At 35.3% G+C, this 20,490-nt stretch carries 18 protein-coding genes; 11 read left to right on the forward strand and 7 right to left on the reverse strand.

Annotated features, from left to right (window positions below; genetic code table 11):
• Positions 1 to 19: 19 nt before the first annotated feature.
• Positions 20 to 2,491 (reverse strand): TonB-dependent receptor, encoded by a 2,472-nt coding sequence (locus tag Q0A18_RS12355; protein ID WP_292010455.1) that lies wholly within the window; start codon positions 2,489 to 2,491, stop codon positions 20 to 22.
• A 186-nt stretch (positions 2,492 to 2,677) separates the two neighbouring features.
• On the opposite strand from Q0A18_RS12355, the gene Q0A18_RS12360 reads away from it, so the two are divergent.
• The 6 genes from Q0A18_RS12360 (at position 2,678) to Q0A18_RS12385 (ending at position 7,768) form a co-directional block, all read left to right on the forward strand.
• A complete protein-coding gene (locus Q0A18_RS12360; RefSeq protein WP_292010456.1) occupies positions 2,678 to 3,355 on the forward strand; it encodes a response regulator transcription factor in 678 nt (225 codons plus the stop codon).
• 41 nt (positions 3,356 to 3,396) lie between these two features.
• On the forward strand, positions 3,397 to 4,428 hold the full coding sequence (locus Q0A18_RS12365; protein WP_292010457.1) for an ATP-binding protein: 1,032 nt from the start codon (positions 3,397 to 3,399) through the stop codon (positions 4,426 to 4,428).
• Between the two features lie 133 nt (positions 4,429 to 4,561).
• Positions 4,562 to 5,155, forward strand: a complete 594-nt coding sequence (locus Q0A18_RS12370) for a hypothetical protein (RefSeq protein WP_292010458.1) — start codon at positions 4,562 to 4,564, stop codon at positions 5,153 to 5,155.
• 75 nt (positions 5,156 to 5,230) lie between these two features.
• The gene (locus Q0A18_RS12375; RefSeq protein ID WP_292010459.1) at positions 5,231 to 6,580 is read left to right on the forward strand and encodes an alpha-amylase family glycosyl hydrolase; all 1,350 of its coding nucleotides are present in this window, start codon (positions 5,231 to 5,233) and stop codon (positions 6,578 to 6,580) included.
• 87 nt (positions 6,581 to 6,667) lie between these two features.
• Complete coding sequence (locus tag Q0A18_RS12380; RefSeq protein ID WP_292010460.1) at positions 6,668 to 7,108, forward strand: hypothetical protein; 441 nt, start codon at positions 6,668 to 6,670, stop codon at positions 7,106 to 7,108.
• Positions 7,109 to 7,117: 9 nt separating this feature from the next.
• Positions 7,118 to 7,768 (forward strand): hypothetical protein, encoded by a 651-nt coding sequence (locus tag Q0A18_RS12385; RefSeq protein WP_292010461.1) that lies wholly within the window; start codon positions 7,118 to 7,120, stop codon positions 7,766 to 7,768.
• A 3-nt stretch (positions 7,769 to 7,771) separates the two neighbouring features.
• Here the strand turns inward: Q0A18_RS12385 and Q0A18_RS12390 are convergent, their stop codons facing one another.
• From Q0A18_RS12390 to Q0A18_RS12415, 6 genes are all read right to left on the reverse strand, one after another.
• Complete coding sequence (locus Q0A18_RS12390; protein WP_292010462.1) at positions 7,772 to 8,503, reverse strand: LytTR family DNA-binding domain-containing protein; 732 nt, start codon at positions 8,501 to 8,503, stop codon at positions 7,772 to 7,774.
• 17 nt (positions 8,504 to 8,520) lie between these two features.
• A complete protein-coding gene (locus Q0A18_RS12395) occupies positions 8,521 to 9,576 on the reverse strand; it encodes a histidine kinase (protein WP_292010463.1) in 1,056 nt (351 codons plus the stop codon).
• Between the two features lie 139 nt (positions 9,577 to 9,715).
• Positions 9,716 to 10,933, reverse strand: coding sequence for an ABC transporter permease (locus tag Q0A18_RS12400; protein WP_292010464.1), 1,218 nt, complete (start codon positions 10,931 to 10,933; stop codon positions 9,716 to 9,718).
• Positions 10,934 to 11,043: 110 nt separating this feature from the next.
• Entirely contained in the window at positions 11,044 to 11,781 is a 738-nt protein-coding gene (locus Q0A18_RS12405; protein WP_292010465.1) for an ABC transporter ATP-binding protein, read from the reverse strand.
• Positions 11,782 to 11,819: 38 nt separating this feature from the next.
• Entirely contained in the window at positions 11,820 to 13,088 is a 1,269-nt protein-coding gene (locus Q0A18_RS12410; protein WP_292010466.1) for an efflux RND transporter periplasmic adaptor subunit, read from the reverse strand.
• Positions 13,089 to 13,098: 10 nt separating this feature from the next.
• A complete protein-coding gene (locus Q0A18_RS12415) occupies positions 13,099 to 14,403 on the reverse strand; it encodes a TolC family protein (protein WP_292010467.1) in 1,305 nt (434 codons plus the stop codon).
• Between the two features lie 218 nt (positions 14,404 to 14,621).
• Between Q0A18_RS12415 and Q0A18_RS12420 the strand changes: the two genes are divergently transcribed.
• The 5 genes from Q0A18_RS12420 to Q0A18_RS12440 all read left to right on the forward strand — a co-directional run bounded on the left by Q0A18_RS12420 (position 14,622) and on the right by Q0A18_RS12440 (position 20,464).
• On the forward strand, positions 14,622 to 15,371 hold the full coding sequence (locus tag Q0A18_RS12420) for a glucose 1-dehydrogenase (RefSeq protein WP_292010468.1): 750 nt from the start codon (positions 14,622 to 14,624) through the stop codon (positions 15,369 to 15,371).
• Positions 15,372 to 15,493: 122 nt separating this feature from the next.
• Positions 15,494 to 16,288 carry a thymidylate synthase gene (locus tag Q0A18_RS12425; protein WP_292010469.1) on the forward strand — a complete coding sequence of 265 codons (795 nt, stop codon included), beginning with the start codon at positions 15,494 to 15,496 and terminating at the stop codon, positions 16,286 to 16,288.
• Positions 16,289 to 16,376: 88 nt separating this feature from the next.
• Positions 16,377 to 17,696 (forward strand): serine hydrolase domain-containing protein, encoded by a 1,320-nt coding sequence (locus Q0A18_RS12430; protein ID WP_292010470.1) that lies wholly within the window; start codon positions 16,377 to 16,379, stop codon positions 17,694 to 17,696.
• 3 nt (positions 17,697 to 17,699) lie between these two features.
• Positions 17,700 to 17,930, forward strand: coding sequence for a hypothetical protein (locus Q0A18_RS12435; protein WP_292010471.1), 231 nt, complete (start codon positions 17,700 to 17,702; stop codon positions 17,928 to 17,930).
• Between the two features lie 23 nt (positions 17,931 to 17,953).
• Complete coding sequence (locus Q0A18_RS12440; RefSeq protein WP_292010472.1) at positions 17,954 to 20,464, forward strand: M1 family aminopeptidase; 2,511 nt, start codon at positions 17,954 to 17,956, stop codon at positions 20,462 to 20,464.
• Positions 20,465 to 20,490 lie beyond the last annotated feature (26 nt).

The following is a 20,490-nucleotide window of genomic DNA, read 5'->3' on the forward strand; positions in this document are numbered from 1 at the left end:
TTAGATTCGAATATTTCTTTTAAAATTTATATGATAGATTTAAACCAATTTGACGGCCTTTTGTATAATCTCTATGTACAAATACTCCGGCTCCGTTAGATTGTTCTATTTTGTAGTGAGGGTTTAATAAGTTCTTAGCACTGATACCTATTCCGATCTGCTTCAATGAGAAGTTTACATTCGCGTCCAGGATATTACGTGCCAGTTCATAAAAATTACCAGTGTTATTGGTACCTAGTGCATATAGGTTCTTTCCTACATAAGAATAAGATACTACGAAATCCACACTGTTGTCATTAGCCCATTTATAGTTATATCCTAAATTAACATTTGCCAGGAAGTTAGCTACCCCTTGAATATCATCCTTATCTTGTCCGCTGAATTGAGCTATCTTTCCGTTATTCTCTTTGCTGAATTCTGCTTCGGACTTTAATTCCTGCTGAGACTGCATAAACGTTCCGTTTAAGAATGTATATAATTTAGAATTACTCCATGAATAGAGATCTTTTCTGAATTCCAGCTCTGCTCCGTAAATATATCCCCAGTTGGCAATATTGAAGTAGCTCATATCACTTGGAGCAGAAGTAGAATAAGTTGTTCTGGCAATAGGGTTCTGAATGTATTTTCCAAAAGCGGTGATAGATAAAACTTCACCTGATTTCGGGAAAAGTTCCCATTTAAGATCAAGATTATAATTATCGGAAGGATACAGATATTGGTTACCATATACGTTACTTGTAACATCGTAGTAAGCAATAGGGATAAGTTCTTTAGCCTGAGGGAGCGTATATGTTTTAGAGAATGATAATCTTACATTTTGTTTATCATTAATACTGTATTTAGCATTTAAAGCAGGAAGAAACTTATTATATGTTTTATTTTTCTTTCCTTCACCCATCACAGCATCATTCCAGCGGGTCTGCAGATCAATGAAGTCATAACGTCCACCCACTTGTACAATGAATTTGTCAGATAAGTTGATGTCTACGTTGGCAAAACCTGATTGAAGGTTTTGTTTGATAGTATAAAAGAAAGGAGTAAATAATCTCTGACTAGGCTGGAATGTTTGATAAGTAAATAAACTGTTATTTCCGGCATTGATGAATCCGTCTATATTTTCAGGGTCTACAGGTGTAATGAAATTGAAATTCATTCCTATCGTTGTATTGTCAAATTTTCTGTCTTTATAAGATCCATCGTATCCTACTGTAACCTTGAATTTATCAAAACTCTTAGTAAGATAAGCATGCCCTAACACTGTGTTGTCCTTCAATTCGTCAAAGTATCTGTGGTTATTGATGGCACTCCCTGCAAGTAGATTAAAGTTTTCAGCGTCAATAGTATTTTGTAAACGGTCTGGCCTTTTACTATTAAGCATGTTGTAACCTAACGCCCAATCTGCTGTCCAGCTTTCAGCTATTTTGTGAGTTCCGAATAATTGGTTGATCCAGGTTGTTGTAATCTTATTATCTCCTCTGTTAATAATCACATTTCTGTCTACATCGTAAGCATAACCTTTGTAAATTCTTACTGTTTGATCTGAAGAGTGAATATAATTGGAATTGAAATTGATCTTATTGTTACTGTTAATCTTATAGCCTAAATTAACTAAAGCTGTTGTATTGGTTTTATAATTGGAACGCTGTACGTCCGAATAATCTTTGTTAGGTAAACCATTGGCAAAAAAGAAACCTTCCTGGCCTTCACTGTATTCGTATGAATTTTCATATCCGGCATATCCGAAAAGGGAGAACTTTCCAAAGCTTGCTCCTCCTTCAATATTCATATCGGAATTGAATGGATTGTCTGCGTTTTTAAAATTCCATTTTGTTTTGAATGGATAAGTCTGATAGGGATTTCCCTTGATAAAAGTACTTGTTTTATAGCCGAAGAAACCGGGACCTCCATCCTGAAGTTTGAAGTTACCTTTATCAAATGTTTGTAAATTAATACTGCTTCCTATTCCGATTTTAAAATATGGTTTACCAGAATGTTCTTTAGAAGCGATATTTACATTGGCACCACCGAAATCTCCTGAAAATTTCGGATTATATACTTTATCCAGAGATATGTATTCAACCATTGAGGTTTTAAAGATTTCCAGATTAATGTTCTTGAACTCTGGATCATCTGATGGTATTGGGAGTCCGTTAAGAGTTGTGCTGTTGTACCGGTCTCCTAAACCTCTTACAAAGATTTGTCCGCTTCCTTCCTGTTTCTGTGTTCCCGTAGCTTTCGTAACTGCTGTGGCAGCATCTCCTACACCTTGTTTCGCCAGCTGCACGGAACCTACTCGTTCAATAACTTCAACAGACCTTTTTTGTAAATTAATAATGTTGGATTCAGATCCTTTCTTAGTAGTTCCTTTAATCGTTACACCTTCGATTTTCTTTTCGTTCTTAATGGTGTCTTTTTTTGTTTCTTGAGCATAGAGTACCGATCCCGATGCGCTTAAAAACAAAACTGCAATACTCAGTTTTCTAAAATTCATTTTCTTTTTACTATTCTTTCGGTGCAAAGGAATAAAAGATAAACGGGGTAAATGGTTTAGTTAAATTTAAATTTTTCTTAACTAAACATTAACAAAAGGAATTATTTGTTAACTTTATGTGAATGATATAGAGTTTATTAATCTGTCATTCAAAATTTGTTAACTTTGACTCAGTAAAAATTAAAAATGAACCAAAAGAAAATCCTCCTAATCGACGATGAATTGGATATTTTAGAGATTCTTTCTTATAATTTGGAAAAAGAAGGTTATAATATCTACACAGCCACAAACGGCAACGAAGGGATCGAAAAAGCAAAAGAAATCATTCCTGATCTTATTTTATTAGATGTGATGATGCCTGAAAAAGATGGCATTGAGACTTGTCAGGAATTACGAAAAATAAAAGAACTACAAAAGACACTTATTGTTTTTCTTTCGGCAAGAAGCGAGGAGTTTTCTCAATTAGCCGGATTCCAGGCCGGGGCGAATGATTATATTGTGAAATTGATAAAACCAAAAATTCTTATTTCCAAGGTAAATGCATTATTACAACTGACTTCTCAGGTAGCAGATAATGCTAAACTTATTGAAATAGGAGACCTTGTAATCGATAAAGATAATTTTAGGGTTTCTAAAAGCGGACAGCAGTTTTTGCTCCCTAAAAAGGAATTTGATTTACTTTATCTACTGGCTTCCAATACCGAAAAAGTATTCAAAAGAGAAGAAATTCTGGAGAAAGTATGGGGAAATGATGTTATTGTAGGAGAAAGAACCATCGATGTACACATCAGAAGATTAAGAGAAAAATTAGGAATTAATACGATTCAGACATTAAAAGGAATAGGATATAAACTTATTGTGTAATTTTATTCTTTATATAAAATCAATTTAAAAATAGTGTAAAATTGAAATTTTACAGACTTACCCTCGTTACCTCATGTCTCCTGACTTTGGTAATGTTTCTTTTGGTAATCATTTTCGATTCACTAAAGGATATTTATTATCAGACTCCATTTTTTACAGTAGGGGTGTGCATATGTGTAGTATTGATATTCATCATTAATTGTGTAGTTCTCGAATTACTTTTCAACTATTATGGAAAAAAACAGGTTCGAAGAATTTCCAATCTTCTTCCGGAAGAAATGGTTCAGAAAAATGATGAGAACATTACCATTAAAGAATTAGGAGAAAGATTTTCAGACCTTAACCAGCAGAAAGCTTCTGAGATCGACATGATGAAAGAAATGGAAAGCTATCGTAAAGAATATATAGGAAATGTTTCTCATGAGCTCAAAACGCCTCTGTTTTCCATACAGGGATATGTAGAAACTTTAAGAGAAGGTGGAGTGGATAACTTAAGCATCAGAGATAAATATCTTGAAAGAATAGATATTTCAGTGGAAAGGCTTATTGCAATTGTTACCGATCTGGACCTAATCAACAGGCTGGAAGCAGGAGAGATTAACCTTAATCTCTCTAAATTTGACGTTAATCTTTTAGTCCGTGAGATTTTTGATCTTCTGGATCTTGAAGCGGTAAAGAATAATACTACCTTACAGATTCAGACTTTACATCCTCAGATATTTGTTACCGCTGATAAGCAAAAAATGTCCCAAGTATTTATCAATTTAATTTCCAATGCGATTCATTACGCAAACAGACAGGAAGCTAAAGTGATTGTGAAAACCAGTGTATTAAAAAATAAGGTTCTGGTAGAAGTAATTGATAACGGGATGGGAATAAAACCAGAAATATTGCCGAGAATTTTTGAAAGATTCTATAGAGTAGAGACCAGCAGAAGCAGAAGGGAAGGGGGTTCCGGACTTGGATTGGCTATTGTAAAGCATATTTTGGAAGCACATAATGAAAACATTACCGTAGAAAGTGTATATTTAGAGGGAACAAAATTTAGCTTTATGCTCGAAAAAAGTAAATAATTCCGGCAAAATTTAAGAAAAAAAAATAATTTAAAAAATCATTAAATATTTTTTTGTGAAATGTCATTTATTATATATTTGCAACAGAAATTTATCAAAATAGTAAAGGCAAAAAAGTAATTGAGATATTGATATGGTTTACAAAATCCGTGTAATATTAGACGCAAAAGAAAATATCTTTCGTGACGTTGAAATCAAAGCAAAACAAACGCTGTGGAATCTGCATTTGGGGATTAAAAGTGCATTCAGCCTGCAGGGTGATGAGCTTTCCACTTTTAACTTATTGGAGGAAGATGGAACAATCGCTAAAAGTGTTCCATTAGAAGATATGAGTGATGATGGAGATGGAGAAATCATGTCAGATGTATATATCGATGAAGCATTTGAGAATGCAGGAGATAAAGCTCAGTTTCAGTATGGACTCCTTGATTTATGGGAGTTTTTCTGTGAGTTGATTGAAGTTATAGATGAGAAAAAAGGATTGAATTATCCTATAACGGTATACCGTTTTGGGAATGTTCCTTTAAAGGCTCCAAGTAAGAGTGGAAGCGGAGGTGCATCCAAAGGTAAAAAATCAGCCTTGCCTCTGATGGACGATTTTAATTTTGATGATGATTTTAGCGGAGGCGGGAATTTTGCAGATGAAGATGACAGCTATGATGACGAAGAAGAAGATGACTACAATGATGATCTCTTTGAGGACGAAGAAGATGACGAAGAAGTATAAAATATAAACCCTGAATTTTCAGGGTTTTTTTATGTAAAATATTTTACAATCCTTATTTTTGTCAAAATTTGATGAATGAAACGATTGATACTATTAGCCGTACTTGGACTGGGAATTGTTTCTTGTACGACTCAAAACACAAATAAATCAACTATGGACCTACCAAAAGAGTGGAAGCACACCACTAATATCTATGAAGTAAATGTAAGACAGTATACTCAGGAAGGAACTTTCAAGGCATTTGAAAAAGAAATGCCGCGTCTTAAAATGATGGGAGTGAAAACACTTTGGTTTATGCCGATTACTCCGATTGCCCAGCAAAATAAAAAAGGAAGCCTGGGAAGTCCTTATGCAGCTGCAGATTATACATCCATTAACCCTGAATTTGGAACTTTAGATGATTTCAAGCATATGGTTAATGAAGCCCATAGATTGGGCTTTAAAGTAATTATTGATTGGGTGGCTAACCATACAGGATGGGATCATGTATGGACCAAAACACATCCTGAATTTTATCTTAAAGATCCGGATGGAAAATTCCATATTGCTTCAGGAATGGATGATATTATAGAGCTTGATTATAAAAATCCTGAAATGAGAAAGGCAATGATTGATGCGATGAAATTCTGGGTAAGAGAAACTCATATAGATGGATTCAGATGTGATCTGGCTTCATGGGTGGAGGTTGACTTCTGGGAAGAAGCACGCCCTCAGGTAGAAATACTAAAGCCATTATTCTGGCTGGGAGAATATGATGAGATTGAAAATCCAGAATATGGAAAGGTTTTTGACGCGAGCTATTCATGGAAATGGATGCATGCTTCGGAAGATTATTATAAAAAGAATCTGCCTTTACAGGATCTTAGAGATCTGCTTGTAAAGTATTCCAATATTGGTGATGCTTCTATGAGGGCATGGTTTACAACAAACCATGATGAAAATTCCTGGAATGGAACCGAATATGAGAAATATGGAGTTATCACTAAGCCGATGATTGTTTTCTCTGCAACATGGAATGGTGTTCCTTTATTATATTCAGGACAGGAACTTCCTAATATGAAAAGGCTGGAGTTTTTTGAAAAAGACGTCATTGCCTGGGATGGAAGATATCAGATGGCAGATTTTTATAAAACTTTATTGCATTTAAAATCATCAAATCCGGCTCTGAGAGGAGGGGATACTGCAGTGACTACCTATCTTCTTCAGACTACAGCCGATGATAAGATTTTAGCCTATGTACGAAAAAATGGTAATGATGAGGTTCTGGTCGTATTGAATATGTCTAAAGAACCCGTAAATTTCAGTATCAAGGATGATCATTTATCCGGGACATTCAAAAATGTATTTGACGGTACAAAAAGAGATTTTAATTCAAATAAGGACTTCCAGTTTAAAGTATCAGACTTTGTAGTTTTTGAAAAATAAAAGGAAAACAATATAATGAACAAAACGGGCTTTTGTCCGTTTTTTTATGTAAAATAAATACATTTGTTAGTTATCAATAACCGTAAAATGAATAAAGCAGAAATCCTGAATATCATCAAAGAGAAGATTACCGAAAAAATACGGAGTCTGGAATACCTTATTTCGGAAACAAGAGCATCCAATAATGACACTAAAAGTTCAATGGGAGATAAGTATGAAACAGGAAGGGAAATGCTCCAGCAGGAAATCAATAATCTTCAGAGACAGCTTAATGAAGTACTGAGTCAGCAGGCAGCTGTTCAAAAGCTCAATGCGGAACCTTCCGCTCAGGTTCAAAGTGGAGCGTTGGTAAAAACGGATAAAGGACTGTTTTATGTAGCTGTTTCTGTTGGGGAAATTATATTGAATGGTTATAAAATGATAACGGTTTCCCCCGAGTCTCCATTGGTAAAAGCGATGTTTGGCAAGAAATTGGCAGACACTTTTACAATTAATAATAACCGGCAGGTTATTGAAAATATCTGGTAAATATATTGTATGAAAAAAAGTTTAATATTACTTGCTTTTCTATCGGCAGCTGCTTTTGTTCAGGCACAGGTGAAAGCTTATGTTTCCGGTAAAAATTATAGTTTGCAATCCGTTGATATCACGTTAGGAAACCTGATAGTCAATATCAGTGAAGATGGTAAAATTACCAGGTTTTATGCTGATGATCTCAATGGGAATGTTGATTATTATGATGATGAGAATTTTGATGCCTACCGATATGGAAAACTAAAGAATATAGGTAATATCAGCATCGAGTATTGGGATACACCGGATAAAACTGATCCTAAATATGGCAAAATAAAAAGCATTGGAAATGTTGGGGTTTCCTATTGGGATCAGGGAGCTTTTGACAAAGAAAAATCAGGGAAAGTAAAAAAAATTGGAAATGTCTCCATAGATTATTGGGGAAATGATATAATAGACAATTCCCGGTATGGAAAAATGAAAATCATAGATGGTATTTCTATAGATTATGGGGTAAAAGAAGTGATCAACCAAAGCCGATATGGAAAACTCATCCAATTTGGTCCTGTAAAAATAGACTATTGGAGTGATGATACTTTTAAAGACAAAAGAAAATATGGAAAGTTGAAATCCGTTACCGGAAATTCTAAAGATATTATGGTTGTTTTTCTTTGATCATTAAATGCTTTTTCTGTCAATATAACTTTGAAGAGCTTCTTTATATTGAGGTGCTATACTAATTTGCTGTTCTCCGATTACAATATGGTTCCTTTCAATAGCTTCAATTTTATCTAAAGAAATAATATAAGAGCGGTGTACCCTCATAAACTGTTCAGAAGAAAGTTCTTCTTCCAGTTTTTTCAGACTCATTAAAGTAAGAATAGGTTTCGGATTCGAAGAGGTAAAAATCTTTACATAATCCTTTAATCCTTCAATGTATAAGATCTCTGAAAAATTAATTTTGACCTGACGATACTCAGATTTGACAAATATAAAATCTGATTTTTTTTGATCTTGAACAAAGGAGGCTGGTGATTGCTGTTGCCCTTCAAACCAAGCTTTCGCTTTGTTGGCAGCTGCTAAAAATTCACTGTAATCGAATGGTTTCAGTAAATAATCCAAAGCATTTACTTTGTATCCGTCAATAGCATATTGTTCAAATGCTGTAGTGAAAATGATCTTGGTTTCGGGAGGCAACATTTTGGAAAATTCCAGTCCTGAAAGATCAGGCATCTGGATGTCTAGAAAAAACAGGTCAATGTCTTTCACTTCTTCCAGTACCTGCATAGCCTGAATAGCACTGTTACATTTAGCCTTCAGCTCAAGGAACGGGGTCTTTTGAATATAACTTTCTATAAGATTAAGAGCCAATGGTTCATCATCGGCAATAAGGCAATTTATTCTTTTCATCGGATAAAAAGATAAATTTAATCAATTTTTAGCTTAATTTCTGCTATGTAAATATTGTTATTTAAATAATTGTTATATTCATGACTTTCAGGATATAAAAGACTGAGTCTTTTTTTCAGATTGTCCACTCCGATTCCGGAACCGCTTCTGTCAGTATCATCTTTTGGGAAATTAGAATTAGAGGCGATAAACAGTATTTCGCCCTCCTGAATATTGATCTTAAAGAAAATATCAGAAGGCTCAGTTGCAGATACTCCATGTTTAAAGGCATTTTCCACTATTGATATGAAGAGCAGGGGAATTACTTTCACATCAGGAATATGAGAAGGAAAATCAGTAATCACCTTTGTATTGTCATTTAGACGAAGAGACATCAGCTCAATATATTTATTCAGAAAATCGATTTCATCGGCTAAACTTACTTTCTCCATTTCGGATTTATATAATAAATGCCGCATTAATTTACTCAGATTGTGAATGCTTGTTTTAGCCTTATCAGGAGAAATATCAACGAGGGAATAAATATTGTTTAAAGCATTAAAGAAAAAATGAGGCTGTAACTGAAATTTAAGATGCTGGAGCTCTGATTTTAATTTAATATTATCTGCTTCTCTTTTCATTTCTTCAACATCACGGATTCTCTTTCCTGATTTTACAGCGATTGAAAATGCTACAGGAATGAGATAAATAAGGAAATCGAGGTAATATCTGAAAGCTGCAGGGGGAGGACCAAAATCTTTTTTTCCTGAATTGGCTGCATTGACCATTCTTTCCGGTTTCATCAGATCCATAAATTCATTTTTAAGATAAGTAACTATTAAAAGCAGAAGAAGATTGGCTGCAAAAAATAATATTTTCTTATTTCTTTCCCTGGAGAATAGCCATTTAACGAAAATAAAATAGTTGACATAAAAAATAATGGCAATAAATATCAGCTGTAGCCAGAAATGAGAAAATATTTCCATCCAGTTTCTTTCCGTACCGATAGTAAAGGTAGCGGGAAGAAAGAACAATACCATCCATATAAGCATATGGATGCTGAGTTCTAATCTATTATTTTGATTTTGATTCATTTCGGTTATGAGTTTTAAAAATACAAATAATTATATTTTAAACTTCTGTAAATATTGAAACCTTTTCAGAGAATGGATTCTTTTTCTCCAGAAGTTCCAGAATGTTTTCGCTATTCTCTTTTTCCAGTCCATGAATTTTTTATTCATATCGTAAGGCATTAATAGGGTCTGACTGTGCTGCTTTTCTTGCAGGATACCATCCGAAAAATACTCCGGTAATTGTACATACTGTAAATGATATCACGATAGAAGACATGGTTACCGTTACCGGCCAGCCCGCAAATTGTGAAATTCCTAATGTGGCAAGCAATCCTATAATAACTCCTAAAATACCACCGGTAATACTGATCAATACAGACTCTATCAAAAACTGAAACAGGATATCCGAATCTTTGGCACCAATCGCCATTCTCAATCCGATTTCTCTGGTTCTTTCTTTCACGGAAACATACATGATGTTCATAATTCCTATTCCTCCTACTACTAATGAAATACTGGCAATAGCAACTAATAAAACCGTAAGCATTTCACTTGTAGAACTGAAAGTGGAAATAAGCTCCTGCTGGGAAGATACATTGAAATTATCATCCTCACCATCTTTGATATTATGCTGTTTCTGCATAATGGTGGTGATTTCCTCTACTGCTTCTTCGGATTTTTCCTCACTAAGAGAAGAAGTAACAATAGACTGTAAATAATTCTGAGCTAAGATTCTTTTCTGTACAGCTGTATAAGGTGCTATGATAATATCATCCTGATCCTGTCCGAAAGTATTTTCTCCTTTTTCTTTTAAAACACCGATTACTTTAAACGGAATATTTTTAAAACGGATCATTTTTCCTATAGGGTCTTCATTCGGGAATAAGTTCTCCTGAACTGTTTTTCCGATTACGGCAACTTTTCCGAATGATTCAATATCATCTTCTGTAAACATGGCTCCGAATTCCACTCCCCAGTCACGGATGGATAGATATTCAGGAGAAGCTCCGTAGATGGTAGTGGGCCAGTTATTTGATCCTGCTATACTTTGTCCGCTTCCGTTTACTAAGGGTGAGATATCTTTTATCTGGTGGGCCTGGGATTTCAATGCTTTATAGTCATCCAGAGTTAAGGTTTGCATAGAGGTAGGGTCGGATCTTACACCACCCATCATTCCTGCACCGGGACGGATAGTAATAAGATTGGCCCCCATACTTGATATGTTTTTCTTAATACTTTCTTTCGAACCTTCTCCAATAGCTAACATCGCAATAACAGATGCTACTCCGATAATAATTCCTAACATGGTAAGAACTGCTCTCATTTTATTGAGGAGAATGGCTTTCCAGGCTATCTTTAATAAATTTGTGAAATTCATACTACTTGTTTTTAGATATCGAAAAACCTTGACAAACCCAATTAATTGGTTACAAGATTATCTAACGGACAGGTTTGTCTCGGTTTTTCTATCATGAAAAGAATATAATGTTATTCTGCTTTGGGCAATTTTGCCAATTCTTCAGGGGCATATAATCGGTCGTTGACCATCCTGTCTTCTGTAATTTTACCATCACGTAATATCACTGTTCTCTTACTGAACCTGGCGATATCATCTTCATGGGTTACAAATCCGATTGTGATTCCCTGATCATTCAGCTCCTGAAATAAATTCATCACTTCATATGAGGTCCGGGTATCTAAGTTTCCCGTAGCTTCATCGGCTAATAAAATAATAGGATGATTAACTAATGACCTTGCAATGGCCACCCTTTGTTGCTGTCCCCCGGAAAGCTGGCTAGGAATATGGTCCATTCTGCTTTCCAATCCTACTTGTTTTAAAGCTTTTACAGCTCGCTCTCTTCTTTCCTCTGCTGATACTTTAGGATTATATAGAAGAGGGAGTTCTACATTTTCTAAAGCACTTGTCCTAGCCAGTAAATTATAAGACTGAAATATAAATCCTATTTTGGTATTCCTTATTTCCGCCAGTTGATTTTTAGTAAGATCCTTAACCGAAACTCCGTCTAATTCATAAGTTCCGGAAGAAGGCTTATCAAGACATCCTAAGATATTAAGGAATGTTGATTTTCCGGATCCACTGGTTCCCATGATGGTCACAAACTCTCCTTCGTTGATGGTAAGGTCGATCCCTTTTAGAGCATGTACTACTTCATCTCCCATGCTGAAATCACGTTTGAGATCTTCTATTTTAATAATGGGCTTCATATCTTTTTAGATTTCAGGTTAAACATTCGGTCAATTTTTTAATTTCCCGGAGGCGGAGCAGAGCCTGACGGTTTACTATTTGTTTTTTTATTGCTTCCCGGACGTTTCGGCATAAACGGACTTTCTCCACTTTGTGAATCACTTTTGGCTACCTGCTGCTCTACTGCATCCATGGAGGTGATGATAAGGTCTGTATTGGCAAGACCCTTAACAACCTGTACGTTTACTCCATCATTGCTTCCGATTGTAATCAGTTTCTGTGAGATCGTATTGTTACTGTTTTTAATCCAGATATATTTTTCTTTATTTTTCCCGACCTTAGTTTCAGGAACTGCTGTCTGAATATTATTTTGATTATAATATTGCTGTATCGTTTCTGTTTCAGGGTTAAAGCTTAAAGCTGATGCCGGAATTGTATTAATATTTTTTAATTCCTGGGTGTAGATTGTTATGGTTGCGGTAAGTCCAGGTTTTAATTTCTGTTCGGGATTATCAGCATCTACAATTACCGTATAAGTAACCACATTCGATTCCGTAGTTGCAGCAAGTCTTACCTGTCTAACTTTTCCACTGAATTCTTCCTGAGGATATGCATCTACTGTAAAGCTTACTCTTTGTCCTACTTCTACGCCACCTATATCGGCTTCATCTACATTGGCTTCTACCTGCATTTTTGTAATGTCTTTAGCAATGGTGAATAAAGTAGGTGTTGTCATACTTGCTGCTACCGTTTGTCCTTCTTCCACTTCCTTACTGAGGATAATTCCATCAATAGGAGCATAAATGTTGGCATATCCGAGATTGGTTTTTGCCTGAGCCAAAGCTGTTTTTCTCTGGCTTAATGTCTGTTGTGCATTTTTTACCTGATAGGCTGCCTGTTCATAATCTGCTTTGCTGATTACTCCGGCTTTATACATATTGCTTTGTCGGGTATAGTTTTGTTGGTAGTAGTTAAGCTCATTAGCGGCGGCACTGTATTGTGACGATGCATTATTTACAGATTCCTGCAGGTTTGTTTTATCAAGCTCTGCAAGTAATTGCCCTTTGCTTACCTGGGAATTATAGTCTACATATATCTTGTTAACAAGTCCTGAAACCTGGGTACCTACATCAATCTGGTCTACAGGTTCCACCGTTCCCGTTGCAGTGACAGAAGTTGTAACATCAGAAGTTGACATTTTTGTAGTCTGTATCTGCACCGAAGCTTCTTTCTCTTTTCCGAAAAACTGATAACCAAAGAAGATGGCAATCACGGCAATCAGTGCAATAATGGAGTTTTTAAAATACTTTTTATATGTTGGATTCATAATAATAGATTTAATTGGAGGTTAAAGTTTTTCCCTGATAAAAGTTTAAAAGCTGATTATATAGTACAGCCATATATTTGGATTGGAGATAAGTTTGCTCATTGCTTAAATAAGTGTTTCTGCTTACAGCCAGCTCAGTAGTGGTTAAACCTCCAAACTCAAATTTTTTATTGGCTAATTCATACGCCAGTTTAGCATTGTCACGTGCTACCTTTGAAGCTTCCTGCTGGGCCTGGTTGGCGATTGCATTCTGCCATGCAGTTTCTATACTGGAATAAAGTGTTTTTTCAGCACTTGTCTTATCAAGTTTATTCTGTTCAATATCGATCTGTGCTAGTTTTACATTCGTATCATTCTGTTTTTTAGAAAAAATAGGAATAGTGACAGATAGTCCCACAGACTTATTGAAGTTACTTTTCATCTGCTCCCAGAATCCAAAATCTCTGGTGCTGCTATATCCGGTATTCAGTCCGGCATTCAATGATACAGAAGGAAGGTATCCTGCTTTTGCAATCTCAAGGTCTTTATTCAGAATCGTATTCTGCATATCGTAGAGTTTCACATCAGGTAAACTTTCTGCTGCAGCTGCATATACTTCCTGTTTGTCAGGGATAATATCCAAGGCATCATTTAATGTTATCTTTTCAATCTGAAAATTTACAGCAGGATCCAGCTCCAATAATTGTTTTAATTTTAAAACCTGCTGATTATATAAATTTTGGCTATTAACGACATTGTATTGATTTTGTGCATGCTGTGTTTCTACATCGGCAAGCTCCAATTTTGCAATAGCACCATTTTTGTATTTAATTTGGGTAAGCTTTAGTTCTTCAGTAGAAGAATTTACAGTGAATTCCGCAATTTTGATTCCTTCGTAATAATAAAGAGCCTGAAGATAGGATTCCAGAACACTTAGCACAATACTGTTCTCAGCTTGTTTCTGGTATAAAGAAGACTGGTCTACAAGCATCTTGTTTTTTTCAATCTGAAGATTCAATTTATTCCCTTGATATAAAACAACACTACTCGATACTCCATAACTGTTTGAGAATATGGTTTCATTCACAAAGTCACTGGTAATAGGGTCAATACTGGACCCGTTGGTAAGTCCTAAAGAAGCTGAGGTAGATAAGCTTGGAAGTTTGTTGTTCTTTTGCTGCTGATAATTCAGTTCCGCGCTGTTCTTGTCTAAAACTGTCTTTTTAACGGTAATGTTATTAGTTACGGCATAATCAAGGCAATCCTGTAACGTCCATACTTTTTGAGCCTGTGTCATAGTTCCCCAAAAAAACGCTATTAAAATTAATTTTTTCATATACCTTGTTCTTATTTACAGGACAAAGTTGGGATAACCTCCAGTTAAATTCAATTCTAATAGACATTGGATATAATTCTCTCGACGAACATCTGTTTTTTTTCGATGAACATTTTTTAAGGTACGTTAATTAAGCATTAAACTTATGAAATGCATAGAGTTTAGCACTGTTTTTGATGCTTAATTTAACATAATAATAATTTTAAAGATCATAGTTTATGGGAATTTTAAACAACAAAGTTGCCTTGGTAACAGGTGCCGGTTCAGGAATTGGATTGGCCATTGCAGAAACTTATGCTAAAGAAGGTGCGAAAGTTATCGTATCAGATATTAATGAAGAACATGGTAAACAGACCGTAGAAAAAATTAAATCAGCAGGAGGTGAGGCTTCATTCGTGAAGGCGGATACTTCCAATGCAGCAGAGGTGGAAGCATTAGTTAAGGCAACCGTTGAAATATATGGAAGACTGGATATTGCATGTAACAATGCAGGAATTGGTGGAGAAACAGCTTTAACAGGTGATTATGGGCTGGATAGCTGGAGAAAAGTTTTAAGCATCAATTTAGACGGAGTATTTTATGGATGTAAGTATGAATTGAGCCAGATGGAGAAAAACGGTGGAGGAGTTATTGTGAATATAGCTTCTATCCATGGTACTGTGGCAGCACCTCTTTCCTCTGCTTATACTGCAGCCAAACATGCCGTTGTAGGCTTAACCAAAAATATTGGAGCAGAATACGGACAAAAAAATATACGCTGTAACTCCGTAGGACCTGGTTATATTTCAACTCCACTTCTTGAGAATATGGATAGTAATGCAAAAGCCGCTTTAGTGGGTAAACACCCGATCGGCAGATTGGGAACTGCTCAGGAAGTTGCAGAACTGGTATTATTTTTAAGCTCTGAAAAATCTTCATTCATGACAGGTGGCTATTACCTTATAGATGGAGGATATACGGCAGTATAACAAGTTTTTTAACTTGATTTCAATAGAAGGCACTTATGAAAATGAGTGCTTTTTTTATGATGTATGATAATAGGTTTTCATTTTGTTTTTTCTAAATTTGGAACATAAAATGAGTTTTTGAAATGCAGAACTATTTGGAACTTTTACAGCATATATTAGATAACGGAACAGATAAAACGGACAGAACGGGAACCGGAACAAGAAGTGTTTTCGGATATCAACTGCGGTATGACCTGTCAAAAGGTTTCCCTCTGGTAACCACTAAAAAAGTTCATTTAAAATCTATTATTTATGAACTGCTTTGGTTCTTAAAAGGAGATACGAATATCAAATATCTGAATGATCATGGTGTAAGTATCTGGGACGAATGGGCGGATGAAAATGGAGATTTGGGCCCCGTTTACGGAGCTCAGTGGAGAAGTTGGAAAGGAGCGGACAATAAAGTGGTAGATCAGATATCGGAAGTGATAGATCAGATCAAAAAGAATCCTGATTCCAGACGGCTGATCGTTTCTGCATGGAATGTAGCGGAAATTCCTAATATGGCTTTAGCACCTTGTCATGCTCTGTTTCAGTTTTATGTAGCTGGTGGTAAATTATCTTTACAGCTCTATCAGCGTAGTGCTGACGTATTTCTTGGAGTTCCTTTTAATATTGCCAGTTACGCTCTGCTGCTGATGATGGTAGCGCAGGTTTGTGATCTTGAAGTAGGGGATTATGTACATAGCTTTGGAGATGTTCATATTTATAATAATCATTTTGAACAGGTGAATAAACAGCTTTCAAGAGATCCGAAACCTTTGCCTACCATGAAATTAAATCCGGAGATTAAGGATATCTTCGATTTCAATTTTGAAGACTTTGTATTAGAAAATTATGATCCGCATCCTGGTATAAAAGCTCCGGTTGCTGTCTAAACAAAATAAGAATAAAAAGTGAGGCTCAATGCTTCACTTTTTTGTAACATTTACAGTATTTTATCAACTTATAGATTAAAATCTGTTTATGGTTAGGAAGTTTTATTTATTAGCTGCATTAACTGTTTCATCAGCAGCTTTTTCTCAAAACGGGATAAGGGAAAAATTAGGTAGTTACTTAGATTCCTTATTTGTACATCATAAAGTGATGGGAAGTTTTGCTTTTGCGGATAATAATCAACCTTCTTTTCTTAAAGTAACAGGCTTTTCTGATGTGGAAAAACAGCAGAAGGCCAATATGAATACACAGTATCGTATTGGTTCTATTTCCAAAACTTTTACCGCGGTGCTCATGATGAAAGCTGTTGAAGAAAATAAAATATCTCTTGACAAAAAGCTTTCCGGATTTTATCCTGAAATTCCCAATGCCGAAAAAATTACAATCGAGAATCTGCTGCAGCACAGAACGGGGATTCACAATTTAACCAATGAAGCCGAATATTGGCAGTATCATACCCAGCCTCAGACAGAGGATAATTTAATTTCCATTATTAAAAAATATAAAAGTGATTTTGAGCCCGGTTCAAAATATGAATACAGCAATTCCAATTATATTTTATTAGGTTTTATCCTTGAGAAAATTTACAAAAAATCTTATGCAGAGCTAATTAAGGATAAAATTTCAAAACCATTAAAATTAACATTAACAGAAGTAGGAGGAAAAATAGATCCATCGAAGAACCAGGCTCAATCCTATAAGTTTACCAATGGGAAATATGAAGTTTCTTCAGAAACTGATATGAGTATTCCTATTGGGGCCGGAAATATTATTTCCACACCTACAGAACTTTTACAGTTTATTCTCGGTCTGGAACAAGGGAAGCTTATTAAAAAAGAAAGCCTGAACAAAATGAAATCATTTACTGATAATTATGGCTATGGATTGGTAAAAGTTCCTTTTGATAAGTATTGGGGGTTCGGTCATACAGGTGGAATAGACAATTTCAGATCAGTACTGTTTTATTTTCCTGAATTAAAAACAGCCATAAACTTTACCACTAACCAAGCGGATATGGATCCGAATGAAATATCGATTAAAATGCTGGAAACAGCTACAGGGAGAGGGTTCGAAATGCCTTCTTTTAAATCTATTGAAATTCCGGAAGCTGAACTTCAAAAATTTACAGGAATATATTCTTCACAGGATATCCCTTTAAAAATTAATATCTATATCAAGGATAAAAAACTGATGGCCCAGGCAACGGGTCAGGGTGAATTTCCTTTGGAGGCAATTTCTGATACCAGCTTTAAGTTTGACGCAGCAGGAATAGTCATTGATTTTTATCCGGTGAAAAAACAGTTTGTAATTATTCAGGGTGGAACAAAAAATACTTTCACTAAAGAATAGAATATGAAATATTTAAAAGTAATTACCGAAAAAAATGCAGATGTAGAAGCATTGAAAAATGCTATTCTTCAACTGAAGGGAGTAGATTCAATAGAGATTGTTGATGAAGAAAACCCTGAAAGTGAGCTGAAAAAAGCCTTTGCGAAAACGAAAGAACAACTTAAAAAAGGGGATTATGAAACCCTGGTTAATGATATTTTTGATATATTGACAAAAAATAATTCTAAAAAATAAATTGAAATAAATAATATTTAAAGATGAAAAAGGCTATTTTATCTATTGCCATACTCGGAATGATATTTTCCGGAAATGTATGGGCACAAACGGATACCTCAGGAAGAGAAAAAATATACAGGGCAACCCATACCAAAGTAACGGAGCTTAAACATACCAAGCTTAAAGTTAATTTTGATTATGGAAAAGAGCAGATGAACGGAGAAGAATGGTTAACAGCATCTCCTTATTTCTATCCTACCAATGAGCTGACTCTTGATGCTAAAGGAATGCTTATCCATGAAGTAGCTTTAGATAATAATGGTAAAACTTCTCCTTTAAAATATGATTATAAGGATGATGTTTTAAAAATTACTTTGGACAAAACATATCAGAGAAACCAGGATTATACGGTTTATATTAAATATACTTCCCGTCCGAATGAGGTAAAACAGGAAGGAAGTGCAGCAATTAATGATGCCAGAGGTTTATACTTCATTAATGCACAGGGGAAAGATCCTGATAAGCCGACTCAGATCTGGACTCAGGGAGAAACAGAATCTTCTTCAGCATGGTTCCCGACTATTGACAAACCTAATCAGAAAACTACCCAGGAAATCTATATGACGGTTCCTGATAAATATGTGACGCTTTCCAATGGAGTTTTAAAAGAATCTAAAAAAGAATCCGGCGGATTGAGAACAGATCACTGGGTAATGGATAAGAGACATTCTCCATATCTTTTCTTTATGGGAGTGGGAGAATATGCTATCGTAAAAGATAAATGGAAAAATGTTCCGGTTGATTATTATATCGAAAAGGAATATGAGCCATATGCCAAGCAGATCTATGGAAACACTCCTGAAATGATCGATTTCTTTTCCAAAAAACTGGGGTATGATTATCCATGGGTAAAATATGCACAGATTTCAGGAAGAGATTATGTAAGCGGAGCTATGGAAAATACTACGGCAACTCTACATGGAAGCGCTGTTCTTCAAAAGCCCGGACAATTGATCGATGAAAATAAATGGGAAGATGTTATAGCTCACGAACTTTTCCACCATTGGTTTGGAGACCTGGTAACGGCGGAAAGCTGGAGCAATCTTACCGTGAATGAATCTTTTGCCAATTATTCCGAATATCTTTGGAATGAACATAAATACGGAAAAGATCAGGCTGACTATCATTTAATGTCAGATGTTAATATGTATATTCACAATCCAGGAGATTTTAATAAAGACCTTGTAAGATTTGATTATAAATCCCGTGAAGATGTTTTCGACCTTGTAACTTACCAGAAAGGAGGAGGAATTCTTCATATGTTAAGGAATTACCTGGGAGATGATGCGTTCTTTGCAGGAATGAATGATTATCTTAAAACTAATGAGTATCAAAATGCTGAGGCACACCAATTGAGACTTTCATTTGAAAAAGTATCAGGGAAAGATCTGAACTGGTTCTTTAATCAATGGTATTATGGAAGCGGAAATCCGAAAATTAATTATACCTATACCTTTGAGCCCGTTAAAAAACAGGTTGCAGTAACGGTTAACCAAAGTCAGGAGCTTCCTTTTCAATTTCCACTGGCTATTGATGTATATGATAACGGAAAACCGAAAAGATATAATGTATGGGTAAATGCAACTGCTAAGAATACATTTAACTTTGATACATCCAAAAACCCGGACCTTGTCAATATCAATGCAGATGGGGTTTTACTGGCTGAAATTACAGACACCAAAACTCCCGAACAATATCTGACACAGTTTACGAATTCAAAAGAATTCAAAAGCAGATATAATGCTTTGAATGGAATCAAGGACCAGGTAGGAAAAAATGCTTCTGCAACAAAATTGTTGTCTGCTGCATTAAAAGATCCATTCTTCAGAGTGAGAATGAAAGCACTGGAATTGATGGATTTATCTAATGGAGACCAGGCAAAAGCCTTAGCTGCTGATGTAGAAAAATTAGCTAACAATGATCCTAAAACTTTGGTGCAGGCTTCTGCTATTGCAGCACTGGCTAAAACCAAAGATAAAAAATACCTTCCTATCTTTGAAAAAGGATTGAATGCAGTTTCCAATTCTGTAAGAGGAAATTCACTGGGAGCTATTTCTATGATTGATCCTTCCAGAATAAGTGCTTTGGCAGATAAAATAGATCTGGAAAATGCTTCTGAAGATTTACTGACTCAGATGTTGCCTATAGTCGTTAAAAATAAAGTGACTTCCCAAATGGCTAATATTGCACCGATTGCAGCATTTTATCCCTTTGTGAAATTCCAGGACCCTGAATTAGGTAAATCTGCTGAAGAAGGATTCAACTGGATCATGACTTCTGATAATTTAAAAGCGACGGAAAGCATTACCAAAATACTAGGAGAGGCTAAAAGTCAGATAGAAGAAAATCCTCAAGCTAAGATGATGATTCACCAGATGCTGAAAGACGGATTGAGTAAGAAAATGGATTTACTGAAACAAAATCCTCAAAAAGCAGCAAGTATCAATCCACAGATCGATGCACTAAATAAAGCTATTGAGAGTTATAAATAAAAAAAAATTCAGTTATAAAAAAACAG

Source organism: Chryseobacterium sp., assembly GCF_022712095.1.
Lineage (GTDB): Bacteria > Bacteroidota > Bacteroidia > Flavobacteriales > Weeksellaceae > Chryseobacterium.